General features: G+C 68.3%; 12 protein-coding genes. 11 read left to right on the forward strand and 1 reads right to left on the reverse strand.

The genetic code is table 11. From position 1 onward, the window contains the following. Positions 1-34 precede the first annotated feature (34 nt). From CV023_RS05390 to CV023_RS05400, 3 genes are read left to right on the forward strand one after another with little or no spacing between them, the layout of a single operon-like run. Positions 35-760 (forward strand): IclR family transcriptional regulator, encoded by a 726-nt coding sequence (locus tag CV023_RS05390; protein ID WP_230744441.1) that lies wholly within the window; start codon positions 35-37, stop codon positions 758-760. Positions 761-762: 2 nt separating this feature from the next. Continuing rightward, positions 763-1,203 carry a type II 3-dehydroquinate dehydratase gene (gene aroQ / locus CV023_RS05395; RefSeq protein ID WP_230744442.1) on the forward strand — a complete coding sequence of 147 codons (441 nt, stop codon included), beginning with the start codon at positions 763-765 and terminating at the stop codon, positions 1,201-1,203. Positions 1,204-1,213: 10 nt separating this feature from the next. Beyond that, positions 1,214-2,056, forward strand: a complete 843-nt coding sequence (locus tag CV023_RS05400; protein WP_230744443.1) for a shikimate dehydrogenase — start codon at positions 1,214-1,216, stop codon at positions 2,054-2,056. A 48-nt stretch (positions 2,057-2,104) separates the two neighbouring features. Here the strand turns inward: CV023_RS05400 and CV023_RS05405 are convergent, their stop codons facing one another. After that, the gene (locus tag CV023_RS05405) at positions 2,105-2,884 is read right to left on the reverse strand and encodes a DedA family protein (protein ID WP_230744444.1); all 780 of its coding nucleotides are present in this window, start codon (positions 2,882-2,884) and stop codon (positions 2,105-2,107) included. 145 nt (positions 2,885-3,029) lie between these two features. Between CV023_RS05405 and CV023_RS05410 the strand changes: the two genes are divergently transcribed. The 8 genes from CV023_RS05410 (at position 3,030) to CV023_RS05445 (ending at position 12,878) form a co-directional block, all read left to right on the forward strand. Further along, entirely contained in the window at positions 3,030-3,461 is a 432-nt protein-coding gene (locus tag CV023_RS05410) for a hypothetical protein (protein ID WP_230744445.1), read from the forward strand. Then, complete coding sequence (locus CV023_RS05415) at positions 3,373-5,001, forward strand: sensor histidine kinase (RefSeq protein WP_230744446.1); 1,629 nt, start codon at positions 3,373-3,375, stop codon at positions 4,999-5,001. Before CV023_RS05410 ends, CV023_RS05415 begins: the two co-directional genes overlap by 89 nt. After that, positions 4,998-5,657 carry a response regulator transcription factor gene (locus tag CV023_RS05420; protein WP_230744447.1) on the forward strand — a complete coding sequence of 220 codons (660 nt, stop codon included), beginning with the start codon at positions 4,998-5,000 and terminating at the stop codon, positions 5,655-5,657. The genes CV023_RS05415 and CV023_RS05420 overlap by 4 nt, the downstream gene beginning before the upstream one ends. A 62-nt stretch (positions 5,658-5,719) precedes the next feature. Then, on the forward strand, positions 5,720-7,060 hold the full coding sequence (locus tag CV023_RS05425; RefSeq protein WP_230744448.1) for a glycosyltransferase family protein: 1,341 nt from the start codon (positions 5,720-5,722) through the stop codon (positions 7,058-7,060). Then, on the forward strand, positions 7,050-8,468 hold the full coding sequence (locus CV023_RS05430; protein WP_230744449.1) for a glycosyltransferase family 4 protein: 1,419 nt from the start codon (positions 7,050-7,052) through the stop codon (positions 8,466-8,468). The genes CV023_RS05425 and CV023_RS05430 overlap by 11 nt, the downstream gene beginning before the upstream one ends. Then, complete coding sequence (locus tag CV023_RS05435) at positions 8,465-9,676, forward strand: glycosyltransferase family 4 protein (protein ID WP_230744450.1); 1,212 nt, start codon at positions 8,465-8,467, stop codon at positions 9,674-9,676. The genes CV023_RS05430 and CV023_RS05435 overlap by 4 nt, the downstream gene beginning before the upstream one ends. Continuing rightward, entirely contained in the window at positions 9,673-11,559 is a 1,887-nt protein-coding gene (locus CV023_RS05440; protein ID WP_230744451.1) for an ABC transporter ATP-binding protein, read from the forward strand. The genes CV023_RS05435 and CV023_RS05440 overlap by 4 nt, the downstream gene beginning before the upstream one ends. Further along, a complete protein-coding gene (locus tag CV023_RS05445) occupies positions 11,556-12,878 on the forward strand; it encodes a phosphotransferase family protein (protein WP_230744452.1) in 1,323 nt (440 codons plus the stop codon). The genes CV023_RS05440 and CV023_RS05445 overlap by 4 nt, the downstream gene beginning before the upstream one ends. The last annotated feature ends 46 nt before the right edge of the window (positions 12,879-12,924 follow it).

A 12,924-nucleotide genomic window follows, 5' to 3' on the forward strand; every position in this document is an offset into this window, starting at 1 on the left:
GGGGCGACACATGCCGGCCAAAGGATCGAACTCCGTGAGCAAGACCTTCGAGATGCTCGAACTCCTCGGCGATCACCCTGATGGAATCAGCGCCGCCCGCGCCGCCGAGATCACCGGCCACCCCTTCTCCACCGCCTACCGGCTCCTCGGCGGACTCGTCGAATCCGACTACGCGAGCTTCGATCCGAGCACGAAGGCCTACACCCTGGGCATGGAGGTCTTCCGCCTGGCCCAGAAGGTCGCTCACCGGCGTGGTCTGAGCGGGGCGACGAGGGACCTGCTCGCCGAGCTCACCGCGGCCACGGGGGAGTCGAGCATCCTCGCCGTCCGCCGCGGCAATGCTGCACTGACCGTGCTCACGGTCGACGGCCCGCAGTTCCGCACGACGACCGATCCCGGCGACGAATCCCCGCTGCACACCTCGGCGATCGGGCAGGCCCTGCTGGCCCACGATCCCGCGGCCGAGGCGACGATCGAAGCCTTGGAGTTCGAGGCTAGGACCCCGAACTCGATCACCGATCCGGACCAGATGCGACGCAAGCTCGAAGAGATCCGCGAGACTGGCTGGGCCGGCCAATCGGAGGAGAACGACGTCGGCATGAACGCACTCGCCGTCCCAGTCTTCGATCTCGACGGCAGACTCCTGGCCTCGCTGGCGCTCGCGGCCCCGGTGTTTCGCCGCAGCCTCGACGAACTCGTCGCCCTCGTCCCCCAGCTGACCGCAACCGCGGCGGATATCGCCGCCCGATTCCCGAGGTGACCATGCCCGATGTCCTCGTCCTCAACGGACCCAATCTCAACCTCCTCGGCGTGCGTGAACCCGAGATCTACGGCCGCACGACGTTGGCCGACATCGAAGAGATGTGCCGGAAGACCGCCGCCGAGGCGGGGCTCGGCGTGCGCTGTGTGCAGTCGAACCATGAGGGCGGGCTCATCGACGCCGTGCACGAAGCCCGGGAGTCCACCGTCGGCGCGATCATCAATGCCGGGGCCTATACCCACACCTCGCTGGCACTCCACGATGCGCTGAAGTCCTTTGCCCACCCGATCATCGAGGTCCACCTGAGCAACCCGCACGCCCGGGAGTCCTTCCGCCATCACTCCTACCTCTCACCCGTGGCCACCGCGGTCATCGCCGGCGCCGGAGCTCGCGGCTACGTCCATGCGATGGAGATCCTCATCGAGAACCTGCACGAGAACTGAAAGCGAGACCATGACCTCATCCCTCCTCCTCGGCCTCATCGGCGAGGGCATCTCAGCCTCCCGCACCCCGCGCATGCACGAGAACGAAGGAGCCGCGCACTCCATCCCCACGATCTACCGGACCATCGACGTCGCCGAGGCGAAGCTGGCCTCGGCCACGCTGCCTGAGCTCCTCGCCGCGGCCGTTCGCCTCGGGTTCGACGGGCTCAACATCACCCACCCGTTCAAACAGCAGGTCGTCGACCTCCTCGGCGACGTCGACGAAGGTGCCCGGCGCATCGGGTCCGTCAACACCGTCGTCATCGACGGCAGCGGGGCGACGATCGGCTTCAACACCGATGTCACCGGATTCGCCCGCGGCTTCCGGGCCGGGCTCGCCGGAGCGGAGAAGAACCGTGTGGTCCAGATCGGCGCCGGCGGTGCCGGTCGTGCGGTTGCCTTCGCCCTGGCCGAACTCGGAGTCGAAGAACTCCTCATCTCCGATGTCAGCACCGAGCGGGCAGCGGGCCTGGCCGCCGACATCGGGGGAGGCGCCCGCGCGATCTGCGCGGACGAGCTGAACCCGGCGATCACCTCGGCGAGCGGAGTCGTCAACGCCACCCCGATGGGGATGAAGGCCTTCCCCGGCACGCCCTTCGACACAGGACTGCTGAGTGCGGGGCAGTGGGTCGCCGATGTCGTCTACTTCCCCCTGGAGACCCAGCTGCTCGCCGAGGCGAAGCGGATCGGCTGCCGGACCCTCGACGGATCCGGGATGGCGGTCAACCAGGCCATCGATGCCTTCGAACACTTCAGCGGACGCCGTGCGGATCCGGAGCGGATGCGCGAGACCTTCCTGTCCTTCGACGCCTGAGACTGCTGGGCCGGACGAGCCGGGGGATCCGGAGGAGCCGGCGCAGGCTCAGTCCTCGGCGGGCTCCTGTGCGTTCCTCTGCTTCCGGTATTCCTTGACGTAGGCGAGGACGAAGATGCCGACGACGATCGCCAGGGTCAGCCACAGCGCGTACTTGTCGACGACCTTGAGCACGTCCACCGCGGCCTCGCCGAGCTGGTAGCCCAGGAACGTCCAGATGAGGGTGAAGAGCAGGCAGCCGATGAGGTCGGCGATGAGGAACAGGGAGAGCCGCATCCGCGTCCAGCCGGCGACGATGTAGACGAGGGTACCGGGCACGCCGGGGCAGCGTGAAACCAGGGTCATGAGGAACAGCGCCCAGGTCGGGATCTGCTTGAGCTGGTTGATGCGCTTGAGCTGGCGTTCGTTCTGCGCGAAGAGTCGGAGCACTCCGTCTCCCCAGCGCCGGCCCGCGAGCCAGAACGCCCAGTCGAGCTTGGCCATGCCGATGAAGCCCGCGACGATGACCAGCCACAGCGGGATCTCACCGATTCGCGCGTAGGCGCCTGCGGCGACGACCGCGGTCTTCGCGCCGTTGATGAATTCCTGGAGGACCGGGGCATTGACGAGCATCCACGGCCGGGCCGGCATGAGCGAGAGGTAGACCAGCGGCACGCCGATGATGATGAACAGCAGCAGCTTGTCGAGGCCGGTGGCCTTGCCCTGCCAGGGTTTGAGCGCGGCCCAGGGATTCTCCTTGGGCTGGTCCTCGGCGGTATTCTCACCCGCCCCGTCGAATGTGGAGTCGCCGGGCTCGGCCTCGTCGTGGGGACGGCGCTCGTCGCTCATCGGTGCTCCTGCTCCTGGGCTGGGCGGTCGGCGCTTACGGTATCACACACGCCTTTCAGGACGATCCGCGTCCTTGCACCAGTCTAAGAAGACTCTCATTGCCCACAGCTCGACAAAGCCTGCGAGCTTCGGCAGGGTGGAAGGTGTGGGAGGGCAATCGAAGATTCTCGGCTGGGTGATCGCCGGACTCGTCGTCGTGCTCGCGGCTCTGACGATCATCATCGTCCGCAGCACCGCCCAACCGGAGCCTCCCGATCTCACCCCTGTCGAGGTCACCCCCGAATCCACCGGCCCCACCGCACCGGGAGATGTCGAACCGAACGCGGACGCCGATTCCGCAGGAACCGGACCGACCGCCTCGGCGGAGGGCGAGGGCCAGACCTCGGGAGGTGAGGACCGGGCCGGATCCGCAGACTCCTCCGGACCGAAGGAGATCGAGCACTCCTACGAACCCGTGCCGAATCCGCCCCGCGAAGTCCCCGACGACGATGACGACGACGCGGACGACGATGATGACGGCGCGGACGATGACGATGACGGCGCGGACGATGACGACGGCGATGACGGCGACGACTGACCGGCGCATCCGGTTGACCGTCCAGAACCGTCTGACGATCACCGTGGCTGTCCTCTCCGTTCTCACCCTGACCATCGTCGGGCTCATCCTCTACACCGTGGAGTCGAACAACGTCGCCAGCCGCAACTCGGCCTCCATGGCGCAGGAGATCGCGGAGATGCGCTCTTTCGCGCAGAACGGGGTCGACCCAGAAACGGGCAGTCCCTTCACCTCGGTGGATCAGATCCTCGGCCAGTTCCTCGCCCAGAACCAACCCGACGAGGACGAGACGCTCTTCGCCTTCCTCACCGATGGTCGCGTGCTCTACCAGGGCGAGCCGAAGGGGCTGCTGTCCGGGTCGAGTAAGTTCGAGAAGGCCGTGGCCGGGGTCTCGGGCAAGGGCGGGCAGATCGAACTGAGCGTCGGTGACGACCGGTACGAAGGCTATGTCCTCCCGATCGCCGGAGACGCCGAGGCGGCCACCGCTCCCAGCGCAAGCGCCCAGGCGACACCCGAGGGATCGCCGACCGGACCCGAGGGCACCGACGGCGGAACGCCGGGCTCCGGTGAAGGCACGGCCGAGGTCGGCGAGGTCGACGGTGTCGGCCAGCCGAGCGGTGCGAACGGCGGCGGTGCCTTCGTCGTCGTCCACAATGTCTCGGCCAGCCAGTCCGACCTGTCCCAGATCATGCAGATCTACATCGTCGTGGCCCTCGCCGCCGCCCTCCTCATCTCGGGGATCTCCTCGATCCTCGCCCGCCGCCTGCTCTACCCGGTGACCGAACTGAGGCAGACCGCCCAGTCGATCTCCGGCGGCGACCTCAGCAGTCGCCTGGTGACCAAGGGCAATGACGACATCGCAGAGCTCGGCCACACCTTCAACGACATGCTCGACCGCCTGGAGTCCGCGTTCGAGACCCAGCGTCGCTTCCTCGACGACGTCGGCCACGAGCTGCGCACCCCGTTGACGATCCTCAGCGGCCACCTCGAGACCATGGACTCCAGCGATGTCGACGACGTCGATGAAACCCGGGCGATGCTCCTCGATGAGACGGATCGGATGGGCCGCCTCGTCGAGGAGCTGCTCATCCTCGCCCGGGCCCGCCGTCCCGATTTCGTCCGCTTCGCCGAGGTGGACCTGCGTTCCCTGCTCACCGATTCGCTTGCAAAGGCCAGAGGGTTGGGAGATCGGGACTGGAGCGTCGAGGCCCCCGAATCCGTTCCCGTGCTCGCCGATCGGCAGCGACTGACCCAGGCGCTGCTGCAGCTGGCTGCCAACGCCGTCGAGCACACCGAGGACGGTCAGGCGATCACCTTCGGCGCGAGCAGCGATGAGGACCGCGTCCACATCTGGGTCCGCGACGAGGGCAGGGGAGTCCCGGACGAGATCGCCGCCGACATCTTCGACCGCTTCAGCCGCGGATCGAACGAAGGGGCGGGCTTCGGCCTCGGGCTGTCCATCATCAGAGCCATCGCCGAGGCGCACGGAGGGACCGTGGTCCTCGACCGAGTCTCCGTCGGCGCACAGTTCCGCATGATCCTGCCGAAAGGACCGAAGTGAAGAGAATTCTGCTGGCCGAAGACGAAGACCGGATCTCGGCATTCATCGCCAAGGGGCTCAGCGCCGCGGGCTTCAGCACCCAGACCGCCGCCGACGGCATCACCGCTCGAGATCTGGCCCTGACCGGAGACTTCGCTCTCCTCGTCCTCGACATCGGGCTGCCCCGCCTCGACGGGTTCGCCGTGCTCGACACCCTGCGGCGGCAGCGACCCGAGCTGCCCGTGCTCGTCCTCACCGCCCGGGACAACCCCGATGACACGATCTTCGCCCTCGAGTCCGGGGCCGTTGACTACATGATCAAGCCCTTCCGCTTCGGCGAGCTGCTGGCCAGGATCAAGCTCCGCCTCAAGGAGACCGGCACCGAGGCGGCCAGCACCGAACTGACCCGCGGGGAAGTGCGCATCGATCTGCTCAGGCGGCAGGTGTGGGTGGCCGAGCGCCTCGTCGAACTCTCCGCCAGGGAGCTGTCACTGGCGGAGATCCTGCTGAAGAACCGGGGCAAGGTGCTCTCCCGCGAGCAGCTGCTCTCCCATGTGTGGGGCTTCGACTTCGATCCCGGATCGAATGTCGTCGACGTCTACATCGGGTATCTGCGCAAGAAGCTCGGCAGCGATTTCGTCACCACCGTGCGTGGTTTCGGGTACCGGGTGGACTGACCTAAGAGACTTCTCATCCGGGTCTTAATCGCATCTTATTCCTGAGTACCAGGCTGAGATGTATGACAAGGAACCTGAGAATCGCGCTCTTCTCCCACGACTCGCTGGGACTGGGCCACATCCGCCGCAACCGGGCCCTGGCCTTCGCGCTGGCAAAGGACCTGCCCGCCCTGACCGGGCGTCCCGTAAGCGGACTGCTCATCGCCGGGAACCCCGAGGCCGCCAGGTTCGACCTCCCGGACGGCTGGGACTGGGTGATCCTGCCGGGAGTCACGCCGGCAGAGGGCGGCTACGCGCCCCGGGCGCTCGCCTCGACGATGGAGAAGCTCAGCGCCCTGCGCGCCGCAGCCATCACCGCGATCCTCGATCAGCAGCGACCCGAGCTCTTCATCGTCGACCGGCGCCCCTTCGGCATCGACGGAGAACTCACCGAGGCGCTCGATCAGATGCGCGCCCACGGCTGCCGCACGGTGCTGGGACTGCGCGAGGTCCTCGACACCCCCGCAGTCATCGACGCCGAATGGAACCGAGTGGGCGGACCCGACACCGTGGCCGAGGCCTTCGACGAAGTCTGGATCTACGGCGATCCGAACGTCTACGATCCCCGGGAGACCGGCGAAGTGCCGCCGAGACTCGCCGCCATGGCCCAAAGCACCGGGTACCTCTCACAGTGCCGACCCGCCCACAGCCTGCCCGCCGACGACCTCGCCGCCCACAGCCTGCCCGCCGATGACCGCGCCGACTTTGCGGTTCCTGCCGCGCTCGAGTCCGGCCGGTTCGTCCTCACCTGCCTCGGCGGCGGATCCGACGGCGGTGCCCTTGCCCGGATCGCGGTCGAGGCCGCCGCGCCGGCCGGCCACAGCCATCTCGTCATAACCGGACCCCAGATGGACATCGCTGAGGCCGAAGCGCTCCAGCGCGACGCGGACGAATCGACCATCGTCATCCGCCACAGCGACGACGTCCCCGGACTCATCGCCCGAGCCGAAGCCGTGGTGTGCATGGGCGGATACAACACGCTCGCCGAGGTGATGGCCACCGACACCCCGGCCCTCGTCATTCCCCGCAGGGGACACCGGGCAGAACAGCCCCGACGAGCCTTCGCCCTCGCCGCAGCCGGAGCCGTCGACGCCCTCTGCCTCGACGAGGCGAACGCCGCCGCGCTGAGTGACTGGTTCGGCAGGCAGGCGGAGTCCTCCATCGATCGCACCCACCTCGACCTCAGCGGCCTGTCGACGGTTCCCCGCCTGGCCGCCGATCTCCTCGCATCGGACCGCAGCGACGTCGATGCTGCCGGCACGATCGGTGTTGCCGGCGCAGTCGACGCAACCCGGACCCAGCTCGTCGAGAACTCACTTGCCCCTGTCGTCCCCGCACTGGAGGAGACCCGCCATGCCGTCTGAGACCGCACCCGCCGAGGTGGTCGAACCCACCGAAACGGCCGGCCGTCCCCGTGGCCGCCGAGCCTATGTGCTCAAAATGTACCCGCGCTTCTCCGAGACCTTCATCGTCTCCGAGATCCTCGCCCGCGAGGCCGCTGGGGAGGAGCTGATCATCTTCTCCCTGCGTCCGAGCACGGACACCCGCTTCCACCCCGAGCTCGCCCGGGTTCGGGCCCAGGTCATCCACGTCGAGCGTCCGACTTCGGCCCGCAGCTTCTGGCAGACCTGGACCGAGTGCGCCGGCCAGCCTCACCTGGCCGCATCCCTGCCGAACCACCTCGGCGAGCTGAGCGAACTCGCCCACGACGATGCGATCCAGGCTCTGCAGATCGCCCGCCTGGCACTCGCACACGAGGTCACCCACCTGCACGCGCACTTCGCCTCGGTGGCAACGACCGTGGCCAGGGCCGCCTCGGCGCTGACCGGGATTCCCTACTCCTTCACCACGCACGCGAAGGACATCTTCCACGAGGATGTCGTGCTCGCCGACCTCGCCCGGAAGACCGCCGACGCGGACCACGTGATCGCGATCAGCGAATTCAACCGGCGCTTCCTCACCTCGGTGCTCGGCCCCGAGCTCTCCGACAGACTCGTCGTCGTCCGCAACGGACTCGAACTCGATCGCTTCCCCTACCGGCCACGGGTCGGGGGAGAGGCGCAGTCCGGCCGCGACCGCGGCCCCGCCGGCTGCAGCGGCGACCCCGCGGTCACGATCCCCTCGCTGCTTGCGGTCGGTCGCCTCGTCGAGAAGAAGGGCTTCACCCACCTGCTCACCGCACTGGCGCGACTGCGCGACGCCGGCACTCCGGCAAGCCTCGACCTCGTCGGCACCGGACCTCTCGAAGGCCAACTGCGCGAGCGCATCGCCGAACTCGACCTCGGCAGACTCGTCACCCTCCACGGGGCTCTGACCCAGGCGGAGGTCCGTGACATGTTCGCCTCCCACGACCTCCTCGTCGCCCCCTTCGTCATCGGCTCCGACGGCAACGCCGACGGACTGCCCACCGTCCTCCTCGAAGGCATGGCCACCGGCATCCCATGCATCGCCGGCACCGTCACCGCCGTCCCCGAGGTCATCGACCACGATCGCACGGGGTGGCTCGTGACCGGGGACGATCCGGTCGACATCGCCGACACCATCGCCGAGGTGGTCCGCCGCATCCGCGACACCCCGGCGGTCGTGCGCGCCGTCACCGATGCCGCCCGTGAGCTCGTGAGCGCACGTCACGATTCCCGGACTCAAGCCGAGAAGCTGGCCGGCCTCGCCGATGCCGCGGCATCTGTGCCATCCGAGGCCGCAGAGTCCGCGTCATCTGCCACGGTCGCCCCCGCCCTCCCCACCATCCCTGAACTGGAGCATGTGTCATGAGAATCGCCTACGTCCTGCTCGACCCGGGCATCGGAGTCTTCGGCACGAAAGGTGCCAGCGTCCACGTCCAAGAGGTCGTCCGCACCTTCCGCGACCTCGGACACGAAGTCAGCGTCTTCTGCACCCGCACCGACGATGACGTGCCGGCCGACCTCGCCGACCTCGACGTCACCCGTCTCGCCGTCCCCTCCGGCCTCGAGGCGGGGCAGCGGGAGATCGCGCTGCTGCGCCTGTCCGACATGCTCACGGACATGGTCGTCGACATCGACTCGGGATCCGAGGCCGGCTTCGATCTCGTCTACGAACGGTACTCCCTGTTCTCCACGGCCGGTGCCCAGGTCAGCGACCGCCTCGGCGTGCCCTTGGTCCTCGAAGTCAACGCACCGCTGCTGGCCGAACAGCGTCAGCATCGCGGACTGGTCCACGGTGAGCATGCGGCGCGGGCCACCGCCGGCAGCTTCGCCGGGGCGAAGCGCATCGTGTGCGTGAGCGAACTCGTCGCCGACTGGGTGCGGCGGGACTATCCCGGACTCGCCGATGTCAACGTCGTGCCGAACGGGGTGAACACGGACCGGATCACGCCCGCGCCAGGCCGCCACGACCGCCTCGGCGTGCGGCGTCCCCGCGGGGACGTACGCATCGGGTTCGTCGGCACACTCAAACCCTGGCACGGCACCGATCGCCTCATCACCGCGTGCGCCGGACTGCGCGGAAACGTCCAACTCGACATCGTCGGCCACGGTCCCGAAGCCGCGGCCCTCGAGGCACAGGCGCAGACGCTGGGAATCAGTGAGAGAGTGACCTTCCACGGTGCGCTCGCCCCCGCGGACGTGCCGGCGCGCCTGCAGGCCTTCGACATCGCGGTGGCACCCTACCCTGCAGAGGAGAACTACTTCTCCCCGCTCAAGCTCTACGAATACCTGGCCGCGGGACTGCCCATCGTCGCCTCACGGGTGGGCGCGATCCCCGGCGTGCTCGAGGGCACCGGGGCCGCGATCCTCACTGATCCGGATGACACCGCCGAACTCACCCGAGCCCTGCAGACGCTTGTCGACGACGCCGAGGTGCGCCGGGAGATGGGAGCGCGCGCTCGCGCCGAGGCTCTCAGCCGCCACTCCTGGACCAGCCGGTGCCGGGACATCCTCGCCCCGTTCATCGCTGAGCCGACGACGTGCCGTGCGGACTCGGAGGCGGTGAGGACGGTATGAGCAGCAAGTCCACGCTCTCCGCATCCGCGCTGCGCCGCACCCTGCGGATCATCACCCCGCATCTCGGGCAGCACCGTTGGCTTATCATCGGCGGTCTGGCCTCGCTGCTGTGCGATGTCGTCTTCCGCATCCTCGAACCCTGGCCGATCAAGATCGCCGTGGACGCGGTCACCTCGGCGCTCGGAGCACAGATCGGGCCCACGCTCGGCGTCGGCGGCGGGGTCGGTGCGACCCTGGCCGCCGCGGCGATCGGACTCGCCGTCATCGTCGGCGGGCGGGCCGTGTCGAACTACGCCGCGACGATCTGCTTCGCCCTCGTCGGCGCCAGAGTCGCCACCCAACTGCGCTCCCGGGTCTTCGACCATGTGCAGGCCCTGTCGCTGAGATACCACTCCCGGGCCTCGATCGGTGACACCTCCCAACGCCTCGTCGGCGACATCGGACGACTCCAAGAGGTCGCGGTCACCGCCGGCCTGCCGCTCATCGGCAACGTCATCACCCTGGCCGTGCTGCTCGTCGTCATGGTCATCCTCGACCCCGTGCTCAGCGCCATCGTGCTCGTCACCGCGGGCGTCTACGGACTGCTCTCGAAGGTCGCGACGCCGAAGATCACCCAGGCTTCGCGGTCCACGCGCAAGGGGGAGGGGCGCCTCGTCGGGTCCGCCGCCGAGGCGCTCGGAGCCATCCGCGTCGTCCAGGCCTACGGACTCGAGGGCACCGTGGCCAAGGACTTCGCAGACGGCAACGAGCGAGCACTCAAGGCCGGCGTGCGGGCACGCCGACTGGCCGCGGGACTCGAACGCTCCACCGACGTCCTCGTCGGCATCTCCCAGGCCCTCGTGCTCGCCTTCGGCAGCTGGCAGGTGCTGCGCGGGGTGATGTCCCCGGGCGACCTCGTGCTCTTCCTCCTCTACCTCAAGATCGCGATGAAGCCGCTGCGGGACATGGCAAAGTACACCGGTCGGATCGCCCGCGCCACGGCCTCGGGCGAACGGATCGCGGACCTCCTCGACGAACCGGTCGAGATCGCCGACGCTCCCGGAGCGATCGGCATGGGACCCGTGTCCGGTGACGTCGTCTTCGACCGCGTCACCTCGGCCGACGGCCACGGCACACCCCTGTTCGACGATCTCGAGCTGCTCGTCCCCGCCGGGCAGAAGATCGGGATCCTCGGGGCCTCCGGGGCAGGCAAGTCGACCCTGATGAGCTACCTGCTGAGACTCTCCCAGCCGGATTCCGGCTCGATCTTCATCGACGGCTACGACACTCGCAACGTCACCCGCTCCTCCCTGCGGTCGAACGTGTCCGTCCTCCTCCAGGAGTCCGTGCTCTTCGCCGCGAGCGTGCGGGAGAACATCCGCTACGGTCGCCTCGACGCCACCGACTCCGAGGTGGAGGCGGCGGCCCGTGCCGCCCACGCCGACGAGTTCATTCGCAGTCTGCCAGACGGCTATGACACGATCCTCGGCAACCGCGGAGACACACTCTCCGGTGGGCAGCGGCAACGTCTGGCCATCGCAAGGGCGCTTGTCCGCAATGCCCCGATCGTCGTCTTCGATGAGGCCACCTTCGGACTCGACCCGCAGACACGATCGCAGGTCACCAGGTCCGTCTCGGCGCTGACCACGGGGAAGACGAGCATCGTCATCACTCACGACCTGTCCATGCTCCGGGATCTCGACCGAGTCGTCTGGCTCGAGGGCGGACGGATCGTCGAGGACGGTTCGCCGGACACCCTGGCCGGCGACCCCCGCACCCGCTTCGCAACTTGGGTGCGGGCCCAGGAGAACGAAGCGCGGGGCACGGAGACCAGTGAGGTCTCGTTCGAGGGCGATTCCCGAATGGAATCGCAGGCACAGTCGCGCAGCGAGGTGGGAGCATGAGCACCGCGAACTGCGCGCGACTGCCCTTCGTCGACGAACTTCGCTCGGCGCAGGCACTGAGTGGGCGCCTCGGGTTCCCGGTCCAACCGCAGCGGATCCGGGTCAAACCCGGCCGCAGCGCCATCGTCGCATGGAGACGGGAGGGTCGGCGCCGCCTCGGCGGGTTCGAGAATTGGGGGTGGACCGCGGTCGTGACCAGCGAGGACAAGCTGGCGAACCTGCAGCGCAGGGCCGGCCGGCTCGGTCAGAGCCTGACCATCCATGAAGCTGGCGACCCGCGTTCGGCCGGAGCCACCGGGGGCGTCCTGCTCAGCGGCGGGCTGCTCGCCGATGCCCGACTCGGCAAGGAGATCGCCCGTGCTCTCGGACGTGTAGAAGAGGGCGAGATCGAGGTGCTCGGCTACAACCCCGGGCGCCGAGTGCTGCTCAAACACGTGCCGGCGGGAGGGGCGAATAGCGAGGGAATTCCAGGAAGCGAAGGAGGCGAGGGAGGTGTGGGAGACATGGGAGGCGCGGAAGCGCCCCGATTCGTGCGCATCGCTGCCAGATCGCAGACGCACCTCGTCGAGACGACCGAACAGTGGACGGGCTGGAATCTGCCGACCCTGCCGGCCGCGTATCTCGGCGGCCGGCAGGCCACCGTGTGGTCGCCGTGGTGGGGCATCGGAGATCTGCTCGCCTACCCGGATCATTCCTTGGCGGAGGAGGTGGGAGTGACCATTGCCGAACTCCACCGCCACACCCCCGTCGAGGCGGTTCACCCGATCCGCACATCGCCGCTCGACCAGGTGGGGAAGGGCGCAGGAGTGCTCGCAGATCTGGTGCCCGCGTATTCCGTCGTGATCGACGAGATCGTGACAGGTCTGCAGGAGCGGTTGTCTGCTGAGGTCGAGGAACGCGTCATCCACGGCGACCTCAGTCCCGACCAGGTGCTCGTCGGTCATTCCGAGTGCCGGATCATCGACCTCGACCGAGCCGGCGTGGGCGCCATCGGCGTGGACCTCGGTCGATGGCTCGCCTCGTGCCGGAGGAACGGTCTCGGGGCCCTGGAGACAGCTTTCCTCGACGGCTACCGGCAGGCCGGCGGCAGCGCAGTCGACCTCGGTGCGTGGATCGCGTGGGCGATGCTCATCACGGCGCTCGAACCCTGGCGGACCTGCGCCACGGACTGGGAGGAACAGACGGTGAGGATCATCGCCGAGGCATATGCCGAGCTGTTCGGGAGCCCCCGACATCTCGGGCAGGCGCAGATCGACGACACGACCACGCATCTCCGGAGGGATGCGGCCGCTGTACGGCGGATCGAGGCGAGCCGATGAATCAGCGGACAGTCAGAGACCGGGGATCCGGGCCCGTCGGACACCC

This window comes from Brevibacterium sp. CCUG 69071 (assembly GCF_021023135.1).
GTDB lineage: Bacteria > Actinomycetota > Actinomycetes > Actinomycetales > Brevibacteriaceae > Brevibacterium.

Bases quoted from the DNA above. Each gene is read 5' to 3' on its own strand.
- aroQ (WP_230744442.1), top strand. From the start codon at position 763: ATGCCCGATGTCCTCGTCCTCAACGGACCCAATCTCAACCTCCTCGGC.
- CV023_RS05400 (WP_230744443.1), top strand. From the start codon at position 1,214: ATGACCTCATCCCTCCTCCTCGGCCTCATCGGCGAGGGCATCTCAGCC.
- CV023_RS05405 (WP_230744444.1), bottom strand. From the start codon at position 2,884: ATGAGCGACGAGCGCCGTCCCCACGACGAGGCCGAGCCCGGCGACTCC.
- CV023_RS05415 (WP_230744446.1), top strand. From the start codon at position 3,373: ATGACGACGACGCGGACGACGATGATGACGGCGCGGACGATGACGATG.
- CV023_RS05425 (WP_230744448.1), top strand. From the start codon at position 5,720: ATGACAAGGAACCTGAGAATCGCGCTCTTCTCCCACGACTCGCTGGGA.
- CV023_RS05430 (WP_230744449.1), top strand. From the start codon at position 7,050: ATGCCGTCTGAGACCGCACCCGCCGAGGTGGTCGAACCCACCGAAACG.
- CV023_RS05435 (WP_230744450.1), top strand. From the start codon at position 8,465: ATGAGAATCGCCTACGTCCTGCTCGACCCGGGCATCGGAGTCTTCGGC.
- CV023_RS05440 (WP_230744451.1), top strand. From the start codon at position 9,673: ATGAGCAGCAAGTCCACGCTCTCCGCATCCGCGCTGCGCCGCACCCTG.
- CV023_RS05445 (WP_230744452.1), top strand. From the start codon at position 11,556: ATGAGCACCGCGAACTGCGCGCGACTGCCCTTCGTCGACGAACTTCGC.